At 73.6% G+C, this 25,748-nt stretch carries 15 protein-coding genes and 1 pseudogene (1 of these 16 cut by a window edge); 1 reads left to right on the plus strand and 15 read right to left on the minus strand.

The annotated features are described in order from the left end of the window. The 15 genes from AB0927_RS33355 to AB0927_RS33425 all read right to left on the minus strand — a co-directional run. Positions 1-1,939, minus strand: the 5' portion of a protein-coding gene (locus AB0927_RS33355; RefSeq protein WP_366671546.1) for a hypothetical protein. 25,079 nt of this gene lie to the left of the window's left edge; the window shows 1,939 of its 27,018 coding nt (coding positions 1-1,939); its start codon is at positions 1,937-1,939; the stop codon falls past the left edge of the window. Beyond that, the gene (locus AB0927_RS33360; protein ID WP_366671547.1) at positions 1,936-2,307 is read right to left on the minus strand and encodes a hypothetical protein; all 372 of its coding nucleotides are present in this window, start codon (positions 2,305-2,307) and stop codon (positions 1,936-1,938) included. The genes AB0927_RS33355 and AB0927_RS33360 overlap by 4 nt, the downstream gene beginning before the upstream one ends. 169 nt (positions 2,308-2,476) lie before the next feature. After that, the gene (locus tag AB0927_RS33365) at positions 2,477-2,911 is read right to left on the minus strand and encodes a YbaB/EbfC family nucleoid-associated protein (RefSeq protein WP_366671548.1); all 435 of its coding nucleotides are present in this window, start codon (positions 2,909-2,911) and stop codon (positions 2,477-2,479) included. Between the two features lie 53 nt (positions 2,912-2,964). Beyond that, complete coding sequence (locus AB0927_RS33370) at positions 2,965-3,765, minus strand: type VII secretion system-associated protein (RefSeq protein ID WP_366671549.1); 801 nt, start codon at positions 3,763-3,765, stop codon at positions 2,965-2,967. Between the two features lie 131 nt (positions 3,766-3,896). Continuing rightward, positions 3,897-7,139 (minus strand): hypothetical protein, encoded by a 3,243-nt coding sequence (locus AB0927_RS33375; RefSeq protein WP_366671550.1) that lies wholly within the window; start codon positions 7,137-7,139, stop codon positions 3,897-3,899. Between the two features lie 143 nt (positions 7,140-7,282). After that, positions 7,283-7,738: a hypothetical protein gene (locus AB0927_RS33380; RefSeq protein WP_366671551.1), complete on the minus strand. Its 456-nt coding sequence runs from the start codon at positions 7,736-7,738 to the stop codon at positions 7,283-7,285. A 191-nt stretch (positions 7,739-7,929) separates the two neighbouring features. Further along, positions 7,930-8,229 (minus strand): hypothetical protein, encoded by a 300-nt coding sequence (locus AB0927_RS33385; protein ID WP_366671552.1) that lies wholly within the window; start codon positions 8,227-8,229, stop codon positions 7,930-7,932. Positions 8,230-8,328: 99 nt separating this feature from the next. After that, entirely contained in the window at positions 8,329-8,631 is a 303-nt protein-coding gene (locus tag AB0927_RS33390) for a hypothetical protein (protein WP_366671553.1), read from the minus strand. 188 nt (positions 8,632-8,819) lie between these two features. Beyond that, positions 8,820-12,155 carry a right-handed parallel beta-helix repeat-containing protein gene (locus tag AB0927_RS33395; RefSeq protein ID WP_366671554.1) on the minus strand — a complete coding sequence of 1,112 codons (3,336 nt, stop codon included), beginning with the start codon at positions 12,153-12,155 and terminating at the stop codon, positions 8,820-8,822. Continuing rightward, the gene (locus AB0927_RS33400) at positions 12,152-15,559 is read right to left on the minus strand and encodes a hypothetical protein (RefSeq protein ID WP_366671555.1); all 3,408 of its coding nucleotides are present in this window, start codon (positions 15,557-15,559) and stop codon (positions 12,152-12,154) included. The genes AB0927_RS33395 and AB0927_RS33400 overlap by 4 nt, the downstream gene beginning before the upstream one ends. Continuing rightward, positions 15,559-16,959 carry a type VII secretion protein EccB gene (gene eccB, locus AB0927_RS33405; RefSeq protein WP_366671556.1) on the minus strand — a complete coding sequence of 467 codons (1,401 nt, stop codon included), beginning with the start codon at positions 16,957-16,959 and terminating at the stop codon, positions 15,559-15,561. The genes AB0927_RS33400 and eccB overlap by 1 nt, the downstream gene beginning before the upstream one ends. Positions 16,960-16,968: 9 nt before the next feature. Beyond that, the gene (gene eccD, locus AB0927_RS33410) at positions 16,969-18,360 is read right to left on the minus strand and encodes a type VII secretion integral membrane protein EccD (protein ID WP_366671557.1); all 1,392 of its coding nucleotides are present in this window, start codon (positions 18,358-18,360) and stop codon (positions 16,969-16,971) included. 69 nt (positions 18,361-18,429) lie between these two features. Beyond that, a complete protein-coding gene (eccCa, locus tag AB0927_RS33415; protein WP_366671558.1) occupies positions 18,430-22,380 on the minus strand; it encodes a type VII secretion protein EccCa in 3,951 nt (1,316 codons plus the stop codon). A gap of 206 nt (positions 22,381-22,586) precedes the next feature. Continuing rightward, positions 22,587-23,690, minus strand: a complete 1,104-nt coding sequence (locus tag AB0927_RS33420; protein ID WP_366671559.1) for a hypothetical protein — start codon at positions 23,688-23,690, stop codon at positions 22,587-22,589. A gap of 257 nt (positions 23,691-23,947) precedes the next feature. Next, complete coding sequence (locus AB0927_RS33425; RefSeq protein WP_366671560.1) at positions 23,948-24,598, minus strand: response regulator transcription factor; 651 nt, start codon at positions 24,596-24,598, stop codon at positions 23,948-23,950. A gap of 1,076 nt (positions 24,599-25,674) precedes the next feature. Between AB0927_RS33425 and AB0927_RS33430 the strand changes: the two are divergent. After that, positions 25,675-25,748 (plus strand): annotated as a pseudogene (locus AB0927_RS33430) (DsbA family protein); the annotation flags it as partial.

Raw genomic sequence — 25,748 nt, forward strand, 5'->3', positions numbered from 1 at the left:
CCGCCGCATCACCGACAGGCCGCACAGGGGAAGCAGAACCATCACCAGACGGAACCACCGCGGCAGCGCCAGGACCAGACGACGCCTCCGTACGCACCTCCGGAGCCGCGCCGCGACCCGGGACACCCGGACGTTGCCCTTCGGACGCGTGTGCCGTCGTGGCGGGTCCAGGCTGCCGCGCGGCTGGGGACGGCATGGCCGGTGCGGCGGTCCCGTCGGGGGCCACAGACGATTCCGCCTCGTGCGCCGGAGCGTTCGCGGCCTGCCGTCCGGAAGTCGTCGACGCGTTGTCGAGCACAGCCGGGTGCGACGCGGGGAGCGTCGCACCCCCGCCGGTCGAGGTGCCCTCGCCGCCGTCTCCGACCTCGCCGGAGTCGGCGACAGCCGGACGACCGGGAAACGCGCCGGGCTGACCGGCGGTGCCCGGGACGGTCTCCGAGCCCTGTCGGCCGGTCCGCGACGACACCGCACCCTGGGTGCCGTCCGGCTGCGCCGCACGGACCGGGTCCGTCCGCACGTCGCGGCCTCCGGGTTCGGTACCCTCCCTGCCAGTCCTTGCCTGGCCCACCTGGCTCACCGTCGCGTCCGGCGTCTCACGCACGTGCTCAGGCGCCGTGGAATCCGGCAGCCCGGTACGGGCACCGGCCCCACTCGCGCCCGCGGCGCCGGACGGTGATTCCGTCCCCGTCTCCTCGAAGCCTGGCAGGCCCAGTGCCGCCCGGGGGGCCGGCGATGCGGCTCCGGTCCCGGCGGGGTCCGGGACACCACCGCGCGCCACCGGTTCCGTCCGCGTGGCACCGGCGCCGACGCCGGCCGCGCCCGACGCCTCGGCGCCCGCGCCATGAGCCGCCCCCGCACCCGCAGGGACGGCTGCCGCGGGCGCGGGAACGACGGTCTGGGGATGGGGCGGCAAGGCGCCGGGCGACGACGAACGGTCAGGAGCCCGCACGACGCCCGGCGTACCCGAGGCGGAGTCGGGGGCGAGCGTGGTGAGGTCCTTCGTGCCTCCCGGGCCGCCGGCGCCGCCGAACGCGGACAGACCGGCGCTGTTCACGCCGTCGGGCGAAGTGAACGGGTCCTTGGTGGAAAGCGACTTGAACTCGTCGGCCAGTCGCTCCGTCGGCGTGACCCGCTCCGGCTTGCCGCCCCCGCCCGTGCCCGGGGCGGCGAGCATGGCACCGGCCGCGCCGGCCAGGAAGGCCAGTCCCAGGTCCTGGTCGGCACCGAGCGCGGAGTTGACGGCCACACCGCCGACGACGCCGGCCCCGCCACCGATCAGGGTGCGCCCGATGAGCGAGTTGGCGAACTTGGGCATGAAGTGGGAGGCGACGCCGGAGAACCCGCCGAAGACGGCGCCGCCGATGGCTCCGCCGAGGGCCATGTCCTTGATGGCGTTCAGGTCCAGGTGCTTACGGGTGCCCTTGAGGATCTCGATGCCCTGGAGGAGGGTCTCCAGCCCCGTCATGGAGGCCGCTCCGACGGCCGCCGACATGAGGAGCCGCCGCAGGATCGCCTGGATCACCTGCCGCACACCGGTGATGAGCGCGGGCACGGCGGCCAGCCCGAACAACGTGTTCGCCAGGAACGCCAGTTCGACCAGCATCCAGGCGAGCATCGCCTCGGTCATCGCGGTCGCGTGCTCGGTCTCAAGAGCGTACTCGTCGCTCCTCAGACGCAGGTTGTCGGCCGCCTGCACCAGATCGGGCAGCGTCGAGCCCAGCGTCCGCATGTAGCTGTCGAACGACTCGGCCGGCTGCCCGTTGATGTTGGCAAGCACCGTGGTGCGGACCGAGTTGACCTCACTCATCATGCCCTGGACCTGCCGGGCCAGGTCGCCCCAGACCTCGCCCTGCTGTCGCAGCAGGGCGGGATCGGCCTCCGGCAGTTGGGTGCCGGTGATGAGCGCGGCCCACCGAAGGGGCTCGGGGACTTGACTCACTTGCGCCCGCCGCCGCTGCCCCTGCCCTGGGTAGTACCGCCGAGCTGCCCGTTGAGCCGGCCCGTGCTCTGCATGGCACCCTCATTGGCGTTCGTGAAGACCCTGGCCATGGTGCGCAGGTCATCCACGGACGCGGCCAGCGCCTCGTAAATACCGCTGCCGGCCTTGAGGATGTCCTCGGCGACGGGGAGGTATCCGGCCGCGAACCGTTGGCCGGGCTTGTCGTTCCCCCACGCCTTGGACCCGTCCGCGGCGATCCGGGCCCCGGCCATCTTGAAGAGACTGTTCAAGCGCCCGGCCAAATCCTCCAGCGGCACGCACCCGCTCGTGAGCCCTTGGGGGTTGACGATGAACGTGTTCTCAGGCATGGCAGGGCTCCGTTCTGGACGAGTGGGCCGACGGGAGGATCAAGGAGCCCGGCCGGTGGGCCGGGCCGGTGCCGCCGCGGCTTTCGAGACGGACGGGGACGACGGGCAGAGCGGATACGACGGGTGCGACAAACCGGTTCCGGGCGGTCCGGGGGCCGTCGCCGGCCCGTCAGGCGGGGCGGCCCCGGTCGACGTACTCCCGCACCGCGTCCGGCATGGCCGCCTCGGACGGGATCAGCTGCTTCACATCGCCCGTACCACGCAGCAGCTGTTCCGCGTCGAGACCCTGGGGCAGGTGCGGGGCCATGATCTCGGCGAGGGCGGCGGTGGCCTTCTCCCTGGCCTCCCGGACGGTGGAGACGATGAGATCCGCCAGCTCCTTGGGGGCCATGCCGCGGTAGGCGCCGGTGGGGAACTCCACGGACAGCAACTCGCCCTGCGGGCCGACCGTGACCTTCATGGCCTGCGCCTTGGCCGTGGCCGTCCCCGTCACCTCGCGCATACGGGCCTGCAGTTCACCGATCTGCGCCAACTGGGCCTGGTAGGCCGCCCGCAGTTCCTCGATCTCCTCGTCGAACGGCGTGGACACCTGCTCGCTCCTCATGGGTCGGACGCTGGGACAGTCACCCGGCGCGGACTCGGGGACACATGAGGCGGTCACAGCCTCTGCCCACTCAGGGGAACACGACCGGCGGGCGGGCGAGAACCGCCGCCCATGAGGCGTGCCCGCGCGAACACCGACCTTGTACGAAAAGACGCGGATCGTTGTTGCGGACGGCTCACACCGCGCGGGCGGCGGCCTCGGCACCGACCTCGGACCCGGCCTCGGACAGCGCGTCGAGAAGGGGTTGCGACTCCGGTGAGGGCGACGGCTCCGGCCGGGTTGAGGTAGAGCAGATGGCCGGGCGGCAGCAGTCCGACGACGTCCCGGCAGGACATGACCTCGTACGCCAGCCGCCCGGCCGCGTCCAGCTGGGGTTGAGCGGTGAAGACGGGCACCACCGCGGTGCCCTCCGGCGTCACGGCGGTGACGACTCCGCCGTCCGGGCGGACGTGCACGGCGAGTTCACTGCCGACGAGGGCCCGTACCACGTCCTCCGGGCGGCCGTAGCCGGTGGCGGCCCGTTGCACCGCGCGGTCCGCCGGGTCCGTGGGCGGGGCCCAGCCCAGCGCGGCGGGCGAGGGGCGGTAGCTGTCGTTCTCCTGCCACTCGACGATCTCTCCGGTCGCGTCCGAGCGCCACCGGCCGATGACGGCCCAGCCCGGCGGCGGTCCCTCCGCCTCGTCCCAGGCCGGGTCGACCATCCCGAACCAGTGGTCCGGGGCCTGGCGCGCGGCTTCCCGGATGTCCTCGGGCGGCTCCGGCACGAGGGGTGCGGCCGGTGCGGCGGGCGTGGCCGGCGTCGCCGGCGTGGCGGGCGGGGCGGGCGGGGCGGGCGGGGTGCTGGTGTCGCTCATGGGTCCGTTCTCCTGGGCCGCCGAAGCGGCCGGTGCCCCGGCGGGACGAGGTGTTCCGCCCGTGCCGGACGGCGGTGGGCCGTCCGGCACGGGCGAGGGGACATCGGGCGGATGCTGCCCGGTGGAGGGAGTCAGCCGATGGAGTCCGGTACGGCGGGACGCGTGCCCCAGGTCGAGGCGTCCTGCGTCAGCAGGTCGACCATGCCCTTGCCGTCGGCGTCGTCGTCCTCCTCCTGTTCGCCGTCCGCTCCGGGCCCGGTTCCCTCGGCCTCCGGCTCCTCCGGCAGCTCACCGTCCCCGTTCCCGCAGCGGATCTCGACATCGGAGGCGAAGCCCTGGGCCGCTGGGCCCTGGGCCGTCGTGGCGGCCCGCGCGGCGGGCCGCCATGTGGTCAGCTCCGGCTCGGCGAACGGAGCGGTGCCCGGGTCCACCGTGCGCTCGGCGGCACGGACGGTGCCCGTGGCCTCAGCGTCCCAGACGGCCGGCGCGGCGGTCGCGTATCCGGTGGTGCTCTCCTGGTGCTCGCCGTCGGCCGAGCCCTGGCCCGCGAACGCGAGCATCAGCATGCCGAAGCCGGCCGCCGCCACGTCCCAGGTGGAGGTGTCCTCCGCCGCCTCGGACTGGACCGGCACGGGGACGCGGTCATCGGGCAGGTCCGGCAGCGGCACCGCCGGCGCTCCACTGCCGGACACGGCCTCCGCCGGCTCCGGCCCCGTGGCGGCCTCCGCCGCGACCCGCCTCTTGGTGCCCTCCGTCGCCTCCCGATCCCTGGTGGTCCCGGCGGGCGCCTGCGTTGCCGAGGCTGCCGGGGCACCGGTCGGTACCCCTGCGGGGTGCGCCTGTGCCGGTGCGGCGGAGACCGGCGGCGCCGCCGCCTCCGCGTTCTCCTCGGGCGACCACACCGCGGACGAGCCGCCCAGCAGCGCGGACGACTCGGCGCCCCCGCCCGTGGCGGCACCGGCACCCGAACGCCTGCCCGCGCCTTCCGTGCCTCCGCGTGCCGCCGGCAGGGGCAGCAGAGGTACGGGCGTCGCCGACGCGGTCGCGGCCGTGCCCGACAGCGCGGAACCGCCGGCCGGCGCCCCGGCCACCGGACCGGTCTCCGCCTCCGCGCCCGCTTCTCCGTCACCGGTCCACGGAGCGGCCGCCGCCTCCAGCAGACCCGAGGAGTCGGACCGTTCGCCGGACGCACTCGCGGTCCCGGCGCCCGCCGCTCCCACGCCCGGCATCATCGGCATACCGGCCGCGGCACCGGCGGTCCCGCCCGCACCCGGTATGCCGGAGGATGTCGCCGACGCGGCCTCCTGGCCCGTGTCCAGCCCGGACAGGCCCGCGCCGCCGGCCGCCGCACCCGCCACCGGCTCCGCCTCCGGCAACGCGCCCAGCTCGGCACCACCGGACCACGGCTTCACCTCACCACCCAACAGACCCGAGGCATCCGGCCGCTCAGCACCCGCACCTCCCTGCGCACCGGCGCCCGGAGCGCCCATACCCGGAGCCATCGGCATCATCGGCATACCCGCACCACCGGCGGAACCCGCACCCGGCGTCGCGGACGCCACCGGCTGCGGAGTCTCGGCCAGACCGGTCACCGGGTCCACCGCGCCGCCCGTGTCCAGCCCGGCCAGGCCCGCGCCGCCGGCCGCCGCACCCGCCACCGGCTCCGCCTCCGGCAACGCGCCCAGCTCGGCACCACCGGACCACGGCTTCACCTCACCACCCAACAGACCCGAGGCATCCGGCCGCTCAGCACCCGCACCTCCCTGCGCACCGGCGCCCGGAGCGCCCATACCCGGAGCCATCGGCATCATCGGCATACCCGCACCACCGGCGGAACCCGCCGCCGACGCCTCGGGCAGGCCGGGAGTGGAGACGAGGTTGGAGGCCGGCATCGCGGAGCCGAGGCCGGGGGCACCGCTCACGAGGTCGCTGGGCAGCGCCGCCGCGCCGGTACCGCCGACGGAGCCGATGTCGGGCGCACCGATCGTTCCGGTCTCCGGCGGAGCGATTCCCTTGCCGCCGGTGCCCAGCCCCGGCGCATTCGCCCCGCCCGTCCAGGCCGTGACGGGTGCGTTCAGGTTCTGGCCCGACGTCGAGGGACCGGTGAGGCCCGTCGTCGGCGTGGCCACGGAGCCGAACCCGGGCAGCGGGACGGCGTTGCTCGGGACGTCACCGACGCCGGTGGACGGATCGAGGTTCAGTCCGGTACCCGTCGTGCCGGGGAACGGATCGATCACGCCGGCTCCGCCCGTTCCCTGCCCACCGGTCCCGGTGGGCAGCAGGTCGGGTGTCGTGGCACCGCCGGTGAAGGGATTCACGGCACCGCCGGTGCCGCCCGTACCGGTGTCGGGGAAGGTCAGGTCGGGCGAGGCCGCCCCGCCGGTCCCTGGGCCGCTGATCGAGGTGCCGCCGGGGAACGGCGAGATCGTGCCGGGGTTCCCGTTCCCCGTTCCGCCGGTCGTGGCCAGGTCGGGCATGGACGTGCCGCCGGGGAACGGCGACGGCGAGCCCGTGTTGCCGTCTCCGGTACCGGTGTTCAGGGAGCTGAGGTCGGGTGTTTTCGCGCCATTTCCCGAGCCGTCTCCCGTGGTGCTCAGGTCGGGGCCGCCACCCCCCGTACCGGTGTTGGGATCGAGGGTGTTGGGGTTCTTGGTGCCGTTGTTGCTGTTGTTGCCGTCCCCCGTGCTGGTCGGGTCCTTGGTCGGTGGGGTCACCGGCTTGGGCTGCACGCGGCCGAGTACCTGGCTCACCTGGGCGTAGTTCGAGGCGAGTTTCTTCAGCTCGGCGCGCATGTCGTCCGTCATCATCTTGACCAGTTCGGGCTTCTGACTGATCGGCATGAGGCCGTTGGCCATGGGCTTGACGCCGAACCGGGCGGCCTCGTTGGCGTACCAGGAGTCGATGGAATGGATGTTGGCCTGGGCGACGGTGAGCGAGTTGGCGCCCCAGATGAGGTTCTGGCCGACCGAGCTGCCGGTTGAACCACCGCCGAGGGCCTCGGCGTTGGAGGCCACCTGCTTGGAGAACGTGGTCATCGCGTCCATGAACGCGTCCGCCGCGCCGCCCTGCCAGGGCGCGTCCTTTCCTCCAGCCAGGGCTTTCGCCTGTTCGGCGAGGCTCTTGGCGACCATCGCCATCACATCCTGGATGAACTGGAAGTCGTTCGCCGCCGTCACCAGGGTCTGCGGGGAGGACGCGTTCGAGGCGCGGGAGTCGCCGCCGTCACCAGGCACCAGGGCTGAGCCACCGGTGATGGCCGCCATGATCTGCTTCCAGTCCCAGGTGTCGTAGTCGGACGGGGAGCCCTGGACCGTGGGGTCGACATAGATACCGCTGTCGTCCTGGTGGAATCCGCCCTGGTTGTAGTCCGGCATAAGCCTGCGCTCTCGTCTGGGGCCTCGGCCTCCGGCACATGAGCACGACGACGGCGGAAGGACCGAGTGCTGATTACGTCCATGCCTGAGCCGCTGTCGGCGGCACCGGGACCCGGTGCCGCCGACAGCGGCGGGTGTTGCGGTTATGTCTTGGTACCGCCGGAACCGCTGTTGTTTCCGGAATTCGTACTGGTACTCGTGGTGTTCGTCGATCCACCGGGGGAATTGACGGTCGCACCGCTGTCGTTTCCCAGCCGCTGGAAGTCCGCCGAGGCGTTTCCCAGTGCCTCCAGGAGGTCACTGGTCTTCATGCGGTTGAGTTCCTCTGTCGTGCTGTACTTCTTGCTCAGCTTCTGCATACCGTTACTGACGTCCTGCAACCCCTCGGCGAGGTCGGCGAGGACGTTGTAGTACTTCCCCTGGAGACCGGCGCCGCCGTTGGGGCCCGATGTCTGGGAGCGCAGCTGGTAGGCGTCGTAGAAGCCGCCCGGGTGGACGACCGAAGCCGTACCCGACGCCATCCGGTTGCGTGCCTCGACGACGTGCGGCACGAGAGCGGCGACGTTCTTGGCGAAGAGGTCCATGGAAGCGGTGTTCACGGTCTCCTTGCCGGAACCCGTCCCGCCTCCCTTGGGCACGGGAGGCGCGTCCGGTACCGGGCCCGAGTCCGGTACGGACTGCGTGTCGGGCCGGTGGACGCTGGTGGGGTCCCACGCCTTCGGAGGACCGCTGTCCGGTGGCGGATCGTTGGGGGGCTCGTAGCCGCCCCGTGTGGGAACGGCTGCCATTCCTACCGCCCGCCCGCGAAGAGCTGCATTCCGTAGTTGTAAGCCCCTTGGTACTCTTCCTTGCAGGAGTCCGCCACGGCCTGGGCCTGCGCGGCCTGCCCCTGCATCTCGTGGGACCGCTGGACCCATTCGACCTTGTGCGTGTTGAACGCGTCGCGGACGTCACTCGCCCAGTCGGCGAGCGCCTTGGTGTTGCCCGAGTCGAAGTCCGACGTGAGGGCGTCGATGTGGCTCTGCACGACCTTCAGCCGATCGAGCACCTCATTGACCGCACCCCAGTTGATCGAGTACGTCTCAGCCATGCTTTTCCCCTTTCCAGGCCACTGCCCGGTTCACAAGTGGTGTGCCGCGGACCCTGGGATGCGGCTCCACGACACGAGGGTCGGTGCCGGTGCCCTCTGTCAGAAGCCCTGAAGACCGATGGGCGTCGCCGCGACCGAGGCCAGCCCGCGCGTGGCCTGGGTCGTGGCCTCGTGCGTCGATGTGGTCGTCTTCAGGTGGGCGTTCATCTTCTGGTTCAAGGTGTCCACGTACTCGTGGACCTTCTGGTAGTTGGCGAGCCACGCGTCGAGGGCCTGCTTGAAGTTCTGTCCCGCCTGGCCCCGCCAGCCGGCCTCCGCCTGCTCCGCCAGCTGCTGCATCTCGCCGTAGGTCAGGCCCACGCCCTCCAGCGCGGACAGGTGCACGTTGATCGAGCCTGCCAAGCCATCAAGGCTGACTGCCTCAACTCCAGACGCCATACCGATTCCTCCGATGTGCGCTCGGTCGACACGGAACCCGTGTCCTTGTGCCCTCCATCCTGTTCGCCCGCCGCGTCCGTGGACAGCCGTGGAGGGCCGCGCTGCCCTGTGTGACAGGCTCTTTGCCCCTGCGAGCCGTACGGGCACCCGCCTCAGCCGACGGGCACGGTCTCGGGCTCGGGCTCGGCGGCGTCCTCGTCGAGCAGGTCCGCCACGTCGCCGGCGCCGAGGACACGCGAGACCGCCACGTCGGCCAGCCGGTCGGCGAGGGCGTGCGCCTCGAAGGCGCCCCGGGCCGCGGGAACCCGGGTGAAGTGCTCGGCCAGCGCCTCGAACGCCCCCTCGCCGGCCTCCAGACCGGTCGCCGCGAGCCGCTGTACGGCCAGCAGCGCCAGGTCCCCGGGGTCGTACGGCGCGAAGTCGACCCGCGCCGCGAAGGCGGCGGCCAGCTCGGTCCCCGGTGCGCCGCCCAGGAAGTCGGCCAGGGGCCGGGGTTCGGCGGAGAGGACCAGCACCACGTCGTCCCGGAGTGCGGCCAGTTCCCGTACGGCGGTGAGCAGCGCGATGCGTTCGGCCGGGGCGCGGGAGGCGAAGAACTCGTCGAGTTCCAGCACCAGTACGCCGCCCGCCGCCTCGTCGAACGCGGTCAGCACATTGGCCTCCGCCTGCCCGGGCCAGCGGGCCGGCCAGGCGGACATCGGCACCCGGTGCACCGAGCCGGTGGGCAGCAGCCCGAGTTCGGCGAGCGCCCGCGCGTACAGCACCGCCACCGCGTCACGGCCGCTGCCCTCGGTGCCGGCGAACACCAGGTTGGCCCGTCCGGCGAGCGGTTCGCCCCGGTGGTACGCCGGCACCAGGGCGGCCAGCAGGTCCTTGAGCGCCCGGCGTACGCCCTCCAGGCCGACCAGTCCGGCGATGCGGGCGACGGCGCGACCGGCCGCGGCCACGGGCAGTCCGTCGCGCACCGCCGCACCCGCACCCTCGGCAGCGGTCGTGACGGCGGTCGTCTCCTCCGGGCCCCCGGACGCCTCGGGCACCGTCTCGACGTCGGCCTCGGTGAGCCGGCTCAGTTCGGAGTCGCTGCCCGGCAGGGAGACGGCGAGCCGCGACGCCTGTCTGTTGATCATCGACTCGAAGACCTGGCGGGCGACCCGGCCGTTGCCGAACGTGGGGCCCTTCGGGATGTGCGCGAAGTAGCGGCCCACGGCCTCCAGGGCCCCGTCGGTGAGTTCGTAGAAGTGCTTGGCGCACAGGCCGCGCACGATGGTGACCAGTTCCTCGACCGTGTAGTTGGGGAACTCCACCGTGCGGGAGAAACGCGAGGCCATGCCGGGGTTGGAGGCCAGGAACTGGTCCATGTGCTCGGAGTATCCGGCGGCGATGACCACGACCTCGTCGCGGTGGTCCTCCATCAGCTTCATCAGGGTCTCGACGGCCTCCTGGCCGAAGTCCGGGCCGGTGCCCTTGGACTGGTTGGTCAGGGTGTACGCCTCGTCGATGAACAGCACGCCGCCGAGGGCCCGGTTGAAGACCTCCGTGGTCTTGATGGCCGTACCGCCGATGATCTGCGCGACCAGGTCGGCGCGGGACACCTCCACCATGTGTCCCTGGGTGAGGATGCCGAGTTCGGCGAGGACGGCGCCGTAGAGACGGGCCACCGTGGTCTTGCCGGTGCCGGGCGGTCCGGCGAACACCAGGTGCCGGCTCATCGGCGGCATGGGCAGCCCCATCTCCTCGCGCCGCCGCGCCATCTTGTTCAGGTTGATGAGGCCGGTGACCTCCTGCTTGACGCTCTCCAGACCGACGAGCGCGTCCATCTCGGCCAGCGGACCGGTGCCGACGTGCCGCGCGGTGGGCCCCGCGTCCCGGCCGACGGCCTCCCCGGGCTGCGACCACCGGTGCCCGACGGGCTCCGCCGGGGCGGGGCCGGCGTCGTCCGCTCCGGTCACGTTCACGGCCTCGAACCGGGGGTTCTGGCGCAGTTGGTGCAGCGCCTGGCCGCCGTTGTCGCGCAGCTCGCAGTCCTGGATCCGCACCGGTTCCTCGGTGTTGGTGCGGATACCGTCCCCGGTGTTGTCGAAGACGACGCAATGGGCGAGGTCTGCCCGGCCGCCGGCCTGGATGTGCACCCCGTGGCCGTGCGCGCCGTGCACCCGGCAGCCGACGGCCGTGAGGTCGCCGCCGCCCGCCACCCGGACGCCGTCCGCGTCCGACCCGACGACCTCGGTGTCCTTCAGCTCCGCCCGAGCGTCGGCGCCGACGAGCACTCCCGAGTCCCGCAGCACGCACGCCTCCGCGACGGCGGTGGCCCCGGCGACCGTCAGGCCCGGCGCGTCCACTGCGCCCAGGCGTACGCCGGTGAGCCGGGCGGTCGCGCCCTCGCGGATGTCGACGGCCGGGCCGGACGCCGCCGCCAGCTCGGTGTCGCGCAACGTCAGCACCGCGCCGCCGCTCGCGCGCGCGCCGGTGCCGCCGGACACGGACAGCCGCTCGCCCTCCACGGTGGCACCGTCGGCGAGCAGGAGTCCCTCGCCGCTCGCGTCGCTCACCCGAACCGAGCGCAGCACGGGCGCGCTGCCGCCGTCCACCCGGATGCCGACGGGTGAACCCGTCACCTGGCAGCTCTCCAGGTACGGCTTCGCGGACTCGGTGATCCGCATACCGGTGCGGGCGGCGCCCGTGATCGAGCAGCCGCGCAGGTGCGGGGCGGAGCCGCCGCTGACGAGGACGGACTCCGCGCCGGATCCGGTGAACACGCAGTCGGTGAGGACGACCTCGCCACGGCTGGTGAGGTATGCGTCGAGTCCCGCGCTGCCGGTCACGGTGACGGCCCGCAGCTCGGCGCCGCCGCTCTGCTCGGCGACCAGGGCGGGCTGGGCGCTGGCGGTGATCTCGGTTCTCTCCACGACGGCACGGGCCTGGCCGTTGACGCAGACGCCGTTGCCGCCGGGCTCCTCCAGGCGGCAGTCGCGCACGGTCAGCCGTCCGCGTTCGGCGACGACGATCGCGGAGGACAGGGTCTGAGCCACCGTGCTCTGTTCCACCACGTTGACGCCGGACGACGTCACCACGATGCCCGCCCCGCCGGGCCCGGTCACCCGGCACGAGCGGGCGATGAGCGTCCCGCGCTGCCAGGCGAGGATGCCGGCCCAGGCGTTCCCGGAGACCGTGCACTGCTGGAGGGACGCCTCTCCGTGGCGTACCTCGACGACCGGTACCTGTTCGCTGCCGCCCTCCAGGGAGAGCCCGTTGAGCTGGGCCGCCTCGGCGGCGATCACCACGGCGCTGGCGGTGCCGCCGTCGACGCGGACGGCGCCCGGCTCGGCGCCGGAGGCGAGGGTGACGACCCGGTCGATGACGAGGGCCTCGCGGTAGGTGCCCGCGGCGATGGTGATGAGGGCTCCGTCGGAGGCGGCGGCCAGGGCCTGACCGATGGTGCGGTAGGGCGCGGAGCCGTCCTGGGAGACCAGCAGCATCTGCCGGCTCATGGTGTTGTCCTCTTTCCGGGCGGGGCTGGCGGGTTGGGTCGCGGGGGAAGGACGAGTCCGGGCGGGGCGGTGAACCGGACGGCCTGCTCGGGCGTCAGGCCCCGGGCCGCGCCGGTTTCGCCGCCCTGCCAGGTCCGGTCCGCCTGTTCGAGCCCGGACAGGGCCAGGTCGTCCAGGGCCGTGCGTCCGGTGTCGACCCGGCCGTCGGCGGAGATCTCCGACGCGGACAGCTCGCGCAGCAGCACGGTGCGCCGGTCACCGTCGCGGACCGCCAGCACCTTGAAGGTCGTGCCGGGCAGGAAGAGCACCCGGGCCGGCTGGTCCGGGCCGAGCAGGGCGGTGCGGCGCGCGGTCATCGACCAGATCAGGATGTCGGCGTCACCGGGCACCTCCGGCGCGCCGGAGGTCAGCGCCCAGCAGAACGCCCATTCGGTCACGAGGGTACGGCGGCGGTACCAGTCCCACTCGGCGTCGCCGAGCGTGGCGCGCAGCATGGTGGCGCCCCGGTAGGAGGGCAGTCTGCGCAGTCCCGCGGCCACGCAGCGGGCGAACGGGACGTGCGGCCCCTCGGAGGCCGCGCGGACCTGCCGGTCGAGCAGGGCGCTGTCGCCGCGCAGGTAGAGCCGGGCGGCGACCAGGTCGGTGAGGACATCCTCGGTGGGCGTCTGGACGCTCCCGCGCAGTCCCGGTGACTCGGAGAGCAGGCGGGCCACGGCGCCGGCCCCGTCGTTGTACTGCTGCCGGAAGGCGCCGCGCAGCCACTCGCGTTCCCGGGCGATGCCGGCGCGGGGCGGCACCGCGCCGGCGGCGGGGCTCGGTACGGCCTGGACCCGGGCCCCGGCTCCCACTCCGGCGCGCACCGTCCCGCCCCCGGCCGGTGCCTGCCCGGCGGCCCCGCCGGCCCGGGCGTCCGGGCCCGGGGCCGGGTGTACGACCGCGGCGCGGGCGGCTCCGGTGGCCCCGCTGCCGGGTACGGCTCCGGCTCGGACGGGACCGGAATCCGGTGCGGTGGGTACTGCTTGGGCAGGGGCGGCCCCGGGACCCGACGTGGGCGCCGCTGACGGCGGGGCGGGGGTGGGCTGAGACGGGACGGGATTCGCGGTGGCGCCGAGGACGGAGGGGGCCGGCGGCCGCGCGTCTGCGCCCTGGTCCGGCCGCCCGCTGCCGGGGGCGTCGGGCGCCGCACCGTCCGCGCGCATCGGAGGGGGCGCGGGCAGGCCTGGGGCCGAGACCAGCCTGAGGGAGGGCAGGGGCAGTGCGGGGGGCAGGGGGCCGGCGGGTCGCTCGGCGGTCGCACCGCCGTCCGATGCGGAGCCGGCGGACTCACCGGCCGGTGACGGCATGCCGTCGGAGCCCGGAGCGGCGGACTCGCCCGGCCGGGGCGGCACACCCTGGAAAGTCGGGGCCGCGGAATCGCCCGGCCCAGGCGGCAGACCACCGGAAACGGGGACCACCGGCTCACCGGCCCCCGACGGCGGACCCGCGGAGGCGGCAGGGTCCTCCGGCCGGGACGGCATGCCGGAGGCCCGGGTCGCGGGCTCGCCCGGCCGAGGTGGCGTACCTCCGGGGGCCGGGGCGGTGGACTCCCACAGCAGGGGTGGCAGCCCCGACACGTCAGGTCCCGTGGGACCGGCGGACGCGGGAACACCCCGATCGTCCGGCGCGGCCCCCGGGAGCGGCGCCGAGGCGGCGCCCGTCAGGTGACCGCGTACGCCCGGACCGGACGCCCCCTCCCCCGCCGGAACCACGCCGACGGCACCCGTCGCGCGGACGGACGTGCCCGGCCCGGCACCGACCGGAGCGTTGGACGGACCGGACGCCCCCTCCCCCGCCGAAGCCACAGCCACGGCACCCGCCACTTGCCCGGGAACCGGGGTCGGCGTCGTACCGGCCGCGCCGGGAGCCCGTCCGGCGGGCGCGTCGCCGAAGGCCGGCGCGGCGGTCGCCAACCGGACCTGCGGCCCGGCGGCCGACGGACCCGCTGCCGTCGCCGGAGCGTCGCCCGGGGCGCCGGCGGCGGGAGCACCGTGCCCACCGGCGACCGTCCGCCGACCAGCGCCCGAACCGGCCTCCGAGCCCCCGGCTGGCTCCGTACCGGACCCCGTCGTCAGTTGGCGGGTGCTCGTCTCCCGGACCAGTTGCACCGCCGGTACCAGTCTGGCCATGGCGCGCAGCGCGGGGTCGAGTCGTTGCAGCAGGCGTTCGGCGAGCTCGCGCATGCGGCCGCTGCCCTGCCCGCCGGTGCCGAAGACGACGTTGACGTGCCGGGCGGACGGTGCCGCCGAGCGGATGGCGGCGGCCTCCGCCGCGTCCCCGGCTTCCCCGGACTCCGAGGACGGACGCAGCCACAGGCCGCTGGGCACCACCTCAAGGACCGCGTCGTCGTACCGGTAGCGGCCGGGGGCCGTCTCCGGGAGGTCGTCGAACACGGGCCGGTGGCTGACCACCACGGGCGCGGTCGGCCGGCCGCCGGTCAGCCGGGCGGGGGTGAAGCGCAGTTGCCGGGCGAAGGCCGCCCAGCCGGGGGAGCCGTCGGCGTCCAGGGCGTGCACCTCGGGGGTCTCTCCCGCGGCGTGGGTCACCGGGAGGCCGTTGTCGAAGGTCACGGGGACACCGAGCCGGTCGGCCAGGGCCTGGCCGGGACCGGAGCCGTCCGGGGCCGCCAGGGGTCCGTAGATCACGAACCGCACCAGGTCGCGGACGCCGGGCAACAGCGAGTGCCAGAACCGGGTGACGTCGTCCAGCGGCAGCTCGTCCCCGCCCGGGCAGCCGAGGACCACGGTCAGCAGGTCACGCCGGTACGCCAGCCGGGACACCAGCAGGTCCCGGTGCGGTGAGAGCGCGCCGCCGTGACTGTCGCCGTGCAGCCACACCCCGCTGGGCAGCGGATCGACCACAGCCCGGTCGCTGGTCCGCCAGGTCTGGTCGGAGAGGGTGAACTCCCAGGCCGGTTTCGGGAACCGGCGCGAGACGGGGGTGGGCGGCCGGCGCGGCAGCAGGCGCACCCAGCCCGGTCCGCGGTCGGCGGGGATGTAGAGCACACCGCCGGCCGCCGGGACCGGCGCGCCGTCGGGCACCACGACCGCGCGGTCCAGCCGGTCCGCGAGCCACTGCCCGACGGGCACGATCCCGCCCGGCAGCGCGCGGCCGGTGACCAGGCGGTAGCCGCCGGGATGGCCGCGGCCCAGCAGCCGGGCGACGACCGCCCAGGTCGCGTCGCCGGGGTCGGCGGGCAGGTCGAGGACGACGACCTGGTGGTCGGGGTCGGCGGGCAGTCCCTCGGCGAAGGCGACGGCCTGCGCGTTCGGCCGGCCCTTGGGGTGGATCAGCAGCGCGTGGCCGGCCCGGCGGGTGCCCAGGCCGGGTGCCTCCGCGACCCGGCGCGGCCTGACTCCGAGCGTCATCAGTGGCTCTTCGAGGCGGTGGCGGACGGCGCGGGGGAAGCGGTCGGGTAAGCGGGTACGAAGGACAGGGCGCGGGCGCGGGACAGCTCCGGGCCGGTGGGCAGCAGGTCCAGGACGTCCCGGGGGACGGCGCGTGCCTGCCCGCTGCCGAAGCCCAGCGCGGAGAGGGCGTCGGAGTCCCCGATCGGGTACTTCACACCGAGTTCGGTGACCAGGTACACCCGCGGGGTGACACCGCGCGGCGGCAGCGGGAGCCCCTGGACCAGCAGTCCGCGGCCGACCGGGACGTCGACGGCCGGTGCCCCGGCGGCGGGACGCTGCTCCAGGGCCACCTCGGTGCGCACCTCGGTTCCGCCGGTGACGCGCTGGCGCAGGCACACGGCCGAGGCGCCCGGGCGCAGGACGGGGCCGGCGAGGAAGTCGGGCAACCGGTGCAGCAGGGACCGGTCGGCCGACCCGCCGACGGCGGCGATGTCCCGGGAGGTCACCTCGCGGGGTTCGGCGGCGTCGCTGGTGGCGAGCAGTTCGAACTCGGTCCGGGTCAGCGGGGCCAGGCCGTCGGAGCGCAGCACGTAGAACTGGGCGGCGCCCCTGTCGTCGGCGGCGGAGGTGAAGACGTCACCGATACGGGCCGGGCGGTCGCCGACGCTGCGGCCCTTCTTGCCGTGTCCCGGTATGTCGGCGGCGTTCACGGTGGGGCCGGCGGGCAGTGCCTCCAGCCAGTCGTCGGGGGCGGCGATCGGGTCCTGGCCGTCCAGGTGCAGCGCGATGAGGGTGGCGCGGTCGCCGAGGCGGTAGCGGACGCCGTCCCACAACAGGTACTCGGTGCCGTCGGCGGCCCGCAGCAGGGCGCGCCGCCCCTCCACCGGGGCCGGCGGCGCGGACGGCTCGCCGGGCGCGAAGTCCAGCGTCTCGCCCTTGTTCCGGCCCGGGGTCAGGCAGCGGGTCCAGTCGCCGGTCAGCAACTGCGCGGCGCCCGGTACGGAGTCGGGAGCGGCGGGGATGCCGATCTGCGCGCCGCGGCGCACGTCGGCCAGCGAGTTGCGGGAGACGGTGTGCACGTCTCTGCCACCGCCCCCGCCGGCGGCGCCCAGCAGCGCGGAGGCGTAGTTGGCCACCGGGTGCAGGACGCCGTCGACGTAGAGGAAGCGGGTGCCGGTCTCCTTCTCCACGACGATGGCGTTCGGTTTGGCCCAGGCGGTGTTGCCGCCGGGTTTGATCACTCCGTAGAGGGCGAAGCCACCGCAGGCGATGACGCCGAACAGCACTCCGAGCACGACGCCCAGGACGCTCCGGCGGGCCGGCGGCTCGCCCGTGGCGGGTTCTCCCGACACCAGTGCCGCCGCGAGTCTTCCGGTGGCGAACTGATAGGCGTGGACGTGGTCACGACGGCTTTGCACGGGGTCCTCTCAGCCGGCCAGGGTACGGAAGTACCAGTAGACGTGCAGCACTTGGAGGAGCAGCGGGATCAGGGCGACGGCGGTGACCGTCTCCAGGATGTCGGCGGTGTGGCCCCAGACCGGCAGCAGGCGCAGGCTGGGCAGGCGGCGGGCGGCGAGTAGTGCCGCGACGGCCGCGAGCAGGAGTACGGCCAGCACGGCGCGGGCCTGGGGGCCGCCGGGCACCAGCAGCCAGGCGGCGGTGAGGATCAGGCCGAGTGTTCCGGCGAGGGCCAGCGAGACGCGCTGCCAGATCTCGGTGACACTGCGGGAGCGCAGGGTCACGGCGGCGGCGAGCGTCAGGGCGAGCAGCCAGTCGAACCAGCCGGGGCGGCGGGTCAGGAGGACCAGGTCCAGGGCGTAGACCACGGACGCGCCGGCGGTGTAGAGCGTGAGGTGGGCGTCGGCGGCGGCGACCCGGCGGGCGACGGCCGGTTCCGTGGCGGGCTCGATGTCCTCCTGGAGTTCGTCGGCGTTGCGCGGCAGCTGAGGCACGCGCAGTCCGGCCAGGCGGAGGAAGAGGCGGGGGGCGATGGTGCTGAGCACGAACATGGTGACGGCGACCACCGAACAGGCGGTGGTCACGGACCAGTCGAAGTCGACGCAGAGCAGGGAGCCGGCCTCGGCTGCGACCGTCACCGTCAGCAGCGCGCCGAACACCTGGACGGGCACCTTGCCGGAGAGCAGCAGCACGGTGGCGACGACGGCCGCGCAGGCGGCGCCGACGAGGAGTTCGTGTCCCGTGGGTGTCAGGAGTGCGACGGGGCCGCGCCGGGAGGTCAGGCCGGCCGCCGCGGCGTACACCCAGGCCGCCACCCCCGTCACCAGCACCGTGCCGGTGTCGGCGCCGGCCCGTGCGGTCAGCAGGCAGCCGGTGAGCAGCGCCACGGCCACGACGCCGGACTGTACCGCTCCGGCTCCGGCGGAGTCGGCGGCCATCGTGAACAGGCCGAGTACCGCAAGCGCCAGGCAGGCCAGCACCAGGAAGAGCCGCCGGGTCAGTTCGGGGCGCCAGCGGTCGGAGCGGGTGCCGACGACCGTGGCGACGCCGTCGGCGATGTCGTCGAAGACGAGGGGCGGCAGCACCTCGTCCACCGGGCGCAGGTGGAGGATGTCGCCGTCGCGCAGGCCCGCGGACTCCGGGGTGTCGTCGAGGTCCAGCGGCTCCTCGCCCAGACGCTGGAGGAGGTAGCCTCCGGCGGGCGCGCCGTCGGGTGCGAGGCGCGCGGTGAGCACGGGCAGCAGGGTGCCCAGGGTGAGAATGGCGGGCACGCCCAGGTCGGCTCGGTGCTCGGGTCCTATCACGGTGATCCGGCAGACGGCCGTGCCGTCAAGGTCCGGCATGAGGCTGGAGAGAGACATGGGGGCTGGGACTCCTGTGGTACGGCCTGGGCGGTGGTTCGGCGGGCGGGTCCGGTCCTCCGGAGGGGGTCAGCCGTCGTCCACCAGACCGGTCTGGACGAGGCGGACGCCGCGCCGGGTGACCAGTTGGGCGCGGCCGGGGACGAGGGTGCGCGGCTTGGCCTCGCCGATGAACTTGCCCTCCTCCTTGGGGTAGGAGAGCACCAGGGCCGGGTTGCCGAGTTCCCAGATGCGGCGCAGCAGCGGTTCCATCATGGCGCGCATGGCGCCCGACGTGGACCGCGCGATGATCATGTGCATGCCGATATGGGCTCCCTGGGCCAGCAGTGGCAGGAGCGGTGCGGTGGGGCTGTCCATGTTGCTGGTGACGAACAGGTCGTAGTCGTCGATCAGGATGAACAGCCGCGGTCCCTGCCACCAGTCGCGCTGCGCCAGCTGTTCGGGAGAGACATCGGGGCCCGGCACCCGTTTGGTCATGGACACCACGGTGCTGTTGGCGAGTTCGCGCAGCCCGTCCGCGTCGACGGCGTACCCGGCTCGGTATTCCTCGGGCACGTCGGTGAGGAGTCCGCGCTCGGGGTCGCCGAGCAGGATGCGGGCCTCGTCGGGGGTGAAGCGGGTGGTGATGGCCCGGGCCATCAGACGCAGGGCGTTGGTCTTGCCGGTCTCGCCGTCGCCGAGGACGAGCAGGTTCGGCTGGGCGGAGAAGTCGTGCCAGACCGGCTGGAGGCGCTGTTCGTCCCAGCCCAGGCTGACCCGCAGGTCCCCCTCGGGTGCGGGGAGCTGGCCGACCCGCAGGGTGCTGGGCAGCAGCCGTACGCCGGGGGCGGTGCGCCCGGTCCAGAAGGTGCCGATCTCGGCGGCGGCGATCTTGGTGGCCGCGGTGAGGTCGTCGGTGGCCGACGAGCTGTCCAGACGGGGCAGCGCGGACAGGAAGTGGTGGCCGGAGGCGGTCAGTCCGCGGCCGGGCTGCTGCGGGACGCCCGCGGCCACGCGGGGGCCGATCTCGGATTCCATGGTGTCGCCGAGCCGCAGCTCGAACTTGGTGCCGAGCAGGTCGCGCAGCTTGTTGCGGATCTCCGACCAGCGGACCGCCGACACCACCACGTGGATGCCGAAGGACAGGCCGCGCGCGGCGATGGAAGTGATGCGGTCGTCGAGGTCGTCGTACTCCTGGCGCAGCGTTCCCCAGCCGTCCACGACCAGGAAGACGTCACCGTGGAGGTCGTCGACGCCGCCGGTGCGCCGCAGTTCGCGGTAGGCGGCCATCGACTCGACGCCGTGCTCGGTGAAGATCTGCTCGCGGCGTTCCAGGATCTGGGCGATCTCCTCGACGCTGCGCAGCACCTTGTCGCGCTCCAGCCGGGTGGCGACCGAGCCGACGTGCGGGAGACCGGCGGTGGAGACCAGGCCGCCGCCGCTGAGGTCGAGGCAGTAGAACTGCACCTCCTCGGGGGTGTGGGTGAGCGCCAGCGACAGCATCAGGGTGCGCAGCAGCGCGGACTTGCCGGTCTGCGGGGCGCCGGCCACGCCGACGTGCCCGCCGGCTCCGGAGAGGTCGGCGACCAGGAGTTCGCGGACCTGCTCGTGCGGCCGGTCGACCATGCCGAGCGGCGCCCGGAGCCTGCCGAGGTCGGGGGATTCGGCGGTCATACCTCGTACCGGGTCGGGGACGATGCCCGGCAGCAGCTGGTCCAGGCTGGGCGACTCGGCGAGCGGCGGCAGCCAGACCTGGCGCGCGGGCGGGCCGGCGTCCTGGAGCCGTTCGATGAGGACCTCCAGGAGGCTCTCGTCGCTCTCCGGCTGGGCTGCGGGCTCGGGCTCGGGACGCAGCTCGGCCGGCTCCTCCGCCTCAGGTGCCGGCCGCTCCTGGTCGAGACCGAAGTCCACGAGTTCGCAGGGCCCCGTCGCCACGGGCCCCTGCGCCGGGCCGGTGGCGGGCGCCTCGGGGCAAGGGCCGGAGACGTAGGCGGCCTTGAAGCGCACCAGGTTGGTGGTGTCCACGCGCAGGTAGCCGTTGCCGGGCGTGGAGGGCAGCTCGTACGCACCGGCGACGCCGATGACGCTGCGGGACTCCATGGAGGAGAAGGTGCGCAGCGCGATGCGGTAGGACAGGTGTCCTTCGACGCGGTGGATGCGTCCCTCGTCCAGTCGCTGGGAGGCCAGCAGCAGGTGCACGCCGAGGCTTCGGCCCACCCGGCCGATGGTGACGAAGAGTTCGACGAACTCCGGCTTGCCGGCGAGCAGTTCGGAGAACTCGTCGACGATGACCAGCAGCGAGGGCAGCGGGGCGAGGGGGGCGCCGGCCAGCCGGGCCTTCTCGTACTCGTAGAGCGAGGCGTAGCCGCTGGCCCGGAGCAGTTCCTGGCGGCGGATCAGTTCGCCGTTGATGGAGTCCTGCATGCGGTCCACCAGCGGCAGTTCGTCGGCCAGGTTGGTGATGACGGCGGAGGTGTGCGGCAGCTTCTCGGTGTTGAGGAAGGTGGCGCCGCCCTTGAAGTCGACCAGGACGAAGTTCAGGATCTCGGAGGAGTGGGTGGCGGCGAGTCCGATGACGAGCGTGCGCAGCAGTTCGCTCTTGCCGGAGCCGGTGGCGCCGATCAGCATGCCGTGCGGGCCCATGCCGGCCTGGGCCGACTCCTTCAGGTCGAGTTCGACGACCTCGCCGTCCTCGGTGACCCCGATGGGTACGCGCAGCCGCGCCGACTGGTCGTTGCGGCGCCGCCACTGGGCGGCGACGTCGAAGGCGCGCGGGTCGCGGATGCCGAGCAGGGCGGTGAGTTCGAAGTCGGCGTCGAACGGGTTGTCCGTCAGGTCGATGGTGCCGCCGGTGCGCAGCGGGGCCAGCAGCCGGGCCAGGTTCTCGGCGCCGGCCGGGCTGAGGGCGTCCGCCTCGGCCTGGGCCTGCGCGTCGTCGCCGACCGGGAAGGAGACGGTGCCGTTCTCCGCGGTCAGCCGCAGGACGGAGGGGCCGCCCGGCATGGCGCCGGTGAGATCGAGCAGGACGGTGTTGCGCAGTCCGCTGCCCAGCAGCCGGGAGTCGGCGGGGATCGGCGTGCGGTGGGCGACGACGACCACGAACGGTTCGGCGGCGCCGGGGGTGGCCTGCGGGTCGTGGTCGCCGCGGTCGAGGATATCGGTGCCCAGCAGGTCGAGCAGTTCGGCGTGGTCGGTGGCGACCAGCCGGAGCGGGCCGGCCTGGTCCCGTTCCCGGGGGTGGGCGTTGTGCGGCAGCCACTTCACCCACTCCCAGACGTCCCGGTCGCGCGGATCGGTGAGGACGGCGACGCGCAGTTCGTCCGGCGAGTGCAGGGCGACGAGCTGGCCGAGCATGGCCCGGGTCAGGTCCAGGGCGTCGTCGATGTCCCCGGCGAACTCCACGCTGGTGAAGCTGCGCAGGGCGACGGGGATCGGCATGCCGGGCACGGTCTGGAACGCCTCGGTGAAGCGGCGCAGCGAGATGGCGGTGAGCGGGTCGAGGTCCTCGACGGGCTTGGTCTGCGGCGGGACGAGTTCCAGGGCGGCACGCCGGGTGCCGAGTCCGATGCGGACCTTGGCGAAGTCGTCGTGGGAGGCGCGGCGTTCCCACACCCGGGGGCCCTGGACCAGCGACCACAGTTGCCGGGGCGGCGGGTTGTCGTAGACGGCGGCGGTGACCTGGGCGGCGGCGGCCTCCCGGACCTGGCCGCGCAGCTGGGCCAGGTAGCGCATGTAGTCGCGGCGTTCGGCCCGCATCCGCCGTTTGCGTTCGAAGCCGGAGCGGCCCATCTGGCCGAGCCCCATGGACATCATCGCGATGCCCATCATCCCCGACATCATGTACGTCGTCGCGGAGCCGCCGACGACGAACATCATTCCCATGGCACCGGCGCCGATGCCCATGGGCAGCATGACGACGACGGAACCGAGGTCGGCCATGGCCGGTTCGCCGAGCACCGGGGGCTGGGCCAGCTCGATCTGCCCTTCCGGTGCCTGGGGTCCCGATGCGCGCGGTGGGCGCTTGACAACGGTGGTGTTCATCAGGTGGATCTCCAGCCGGCGAGACCTCGTGGGGGTGGACTGGGCTTCGGGTGACGTGCACCCGCCGGGGCGGCCCGGGAGGAGGGCCTGCCGTGTCGCCCGCCCCCGTTGGAGAAGGCGGGCGACACCGAGGGAGTCCGCCCCGGCCTCGGGGGAGGCGGGCAGGACGAGCGTTCGGGAGGGGCGGCCCCGGGGAGGTCGGGGTGTCACATGGCGGTGCCCGTCGACCACAGCACCGCGCCGCCCGAGCGGATGCTGACGTTCCCGTCGGTCCCGATGACGAGTCGGGCGCCGTCGTGGCCGTCCGTCCGGGAGGACCAGGCGGTCGCCCCGTCCTGGGTGTACACCGCGAAGTTGCCGTCGGCCTGGAAGACCGCCTTGGCGCCCTGACCCACGGTGCCCGACCACCACAGCGGGGTGCCCTTCTTGTCGTAGAGCACGAGGTTGCCGTCCCCCTGGAAGGCCAGCGTGACCCGGTTGGTGGACCAGCTCTGCCCGGGTTCCAGCACGCTGGTGGCGTTCACGACGGTCGAGGTCCACTGCTGCTGCGTCGGCTGCTGCCGCGGGCTGCTGCTGGTCCGGGGCGTCTTGCCGGGGGCCGGGGAGTGGCTCTGCGACATCGGTTCGAAGCTGCGCGTCGATCGCGTCGGCTGTGTGGGCGAGGCCGCCGCCACCTCGGCGATGCGGTGCGGCCGGCCGTCGTCGGCGCCGTCCTTGCCGGTGGCGTCGCCGGACGCGCTCGGCCGCGGCGACGGGGTGCCGCCGGAGTCCAGGTACTGATCGTTGGAGGCGTAGTCGTGGCCGGCCTCCCCCGCGCCCGCCTTGAACGTGTGCGCGGGCGCGTCCTCGCCGAATACGGTCGGCGCCAGCAGGAAGACGGCGCTGAGCATGCCCGCTCCGGCGAGCACCGGCTTGGCCAGGGCAAGGCGGAGTCTGGCCCGCCCCTCGCCCGCGGCGTCCGGCGCGGCGGAGCCCGCTCGGCCGCCCCGGTCCCGCCGACGCCGCGCGCCGAAGTCCGCCGGGACGTCGGAACCGGGTGCGGCGCCGTGCGCCTCGGTCACCGGGGCGTGCGGTACGGAGGCGTTGTCGGCCGTGAGCGCGGGGACGGATATGGCGTCGGTGACGGTCGTCTGGGCGTCCCGTGCGGCGATGCCGTGCTCCGGGACCTCCCCGGCGACGACCGGTGCGAGCTGTCCCGTCTCATCCAACGGAGCCATCTGCCAGGGGAGTTCGCTCTCCCACACCGCATCGCCGGCCGGCAGCCCGGTGGCTGGTTCGGGCCGACCGGCATCCGGCTCACGGTAGTTCATCTGCATGCCTTTCCCGGTCGACGGGTGGAATGATCGATCAACGGCGACCGATGGATATCGCTCCGCCCGCATACGGCCCTGCCGACCGGGATCGGCGGGCGGACTGCGGAGGACGGCTGCACAGCCTCAGGGGAAGGGCGGCCACGACGGGACACCCCTTCAGAAGCAGAGGATACGGAGGGCACAAGACCGGCCACACCGGCGAAGGCGGATCGTGCACGATCGCACGACCGACGTACCCTTTTCGCCATCGGTGGTCACAGGATGCCCATGCGGATGGCATAGGCGACGGCATGGGTACGGTTGCGCAGCTTCAGCCGCTTGACCACGGTCTGGATGACGCTCTTGATCAGACGCTCGGAGTAGCTGAGCTTGCTGGCGATCTCCACGGTGTCCAGTCCCTCGGCCAGCAGCCTGAGCACGTCGATCTCGCGCTGCGCCAGCTCCACCGGCAGCAGCCCGGTGGCCGACTCGCTCTTCTGCATGCTGCGCATCCGGTCCAGCAGCATGCTCATCAGCACCGGGGGTACGACCGACCGCCCCTGGTACGCCTCGACGGCGGCCACGACGATCTGGCTGAAACTGGTGTACGGCCGCACCAGGAAGCTCGCCAGACCGTGATTGACCGCGAGCGCCAGTTGCTGCTCCGAGATGTGGTCCGCGACCAGCACGATCCGTGTCCGCCCGCCGGAGGACTGGCTGGCGCGGCTCATCGCGGAGAGCGTCTGGCCGCTGACCACCGCGGTGAGCATCACCAGGATGTCGGCGTCGGCCAGTTGCTCCTCCTTCAGCAGCTCGATGCGCGCGTCGGTGGCCAGGAAGGCGGCCGTGCCGTCGCGAGTGAGGGGATCATCGGCCTGTATGACGACTCGCGGCACCGGTCGTGCTTCAGCTGTGTAATCAGGCATGGGACTCCTTCCCGAGAGGACGGCACCGCACCCGTCTGGCATGATCCGGGCGTCGTCAGTGCCAGGAGCCGTGCCGATCGAAGGATCGGTCCAGGTCCGTGCCGGACCCGTGTGCTGCGGGGTGCATCCTCACTTGCTCGGAATCGATCCTGACAGGAGTCGCAGCACTTCCCACGCCTTCGCGGTGGATCAGTGCACGGCGAAACAACAGCCATGCCCCGGTGTGCACAGTTGCCGCCCCCCGGTCGGCACAACGCCCCACTTCACCAGGGGGATTGATGCCTTCTCAGGCCCGCGCGACGGCCGCGTGGGCGTGGGAGTTGTCCAGGCGCCCGTAGGTGCTGGGGCTGCGCCACTCCGCGGTGGGACGGGCCCGTGGCCGTCCAGCAGCGGCCAGGGGTGCAGCAGCGACTCCAGCTGATCGATGGACCGCGGCCGGAAGGCGATCCCGGCCTCCGCGTACGCGTCGATCAGTTCCGCCGTGGCGTGGGGGCGAGGTCGTCGGTGGCGTGGGTGACCGAGACCGCGGACCCCGGCGGGAGCCACTCCCGCAGCCCGGCGAGGAAGACTCGGGTGTGGTGGCCGGCCATCCATGGCAGGGCGTCGTGCAGCAGCACCCCGACCGGGCGGCCGCGGTCCAGCGTTGCGACCTGGCGCCGCCGCGGTCCGCGGCGACCTCACACAGCTGCCCGCCCTGCTCGCCCACCCGGAAGGCGCTGGTCCTCAGCGTGATCGCCGGCTTCCGCTTCGGCCGGCAGAGCGAGACGTTCGACTCGGAGTCGAACCGCTACCTGGACGGCGCGCGGTTCCTCTCGGCGCTGCTGGAGGACAGGCCGTCCCTCGACATGGGGGTCGGGCTGTGTGCGCACCGGGCCTGTGTGAGCAACCCGGTTCTGCCCGAGCACGTCAGCCCGACCGGCACCACGGTCTCGGCAATCATCCGGTCCTCCGCCCGACCCGCGCGAGGCCACGCCCCGGACCGCACATCAGGGAGATCTCCGGGTCGCCTCCTCCTCGGGTGCCGGTGGCCGAGGTCTGGATTGGGGTGGCCGGGGTCGGCCTGGAAGACTGGGCGCATGAGCGACTCCTCCCCCGTGCGCCCCGACGCCGTCGTCCTCGACGTCTGGTGTGAACTCCAGTGCCCCGACTG

Source organism: Streptomyces sp. NPDC048106, from assembly GCF_040706415.1.
GTDB lineage: Bacteria > Actinomycetota > Actinomycetes > Streptomycetales > Streptomycetaceae > Streptomyces.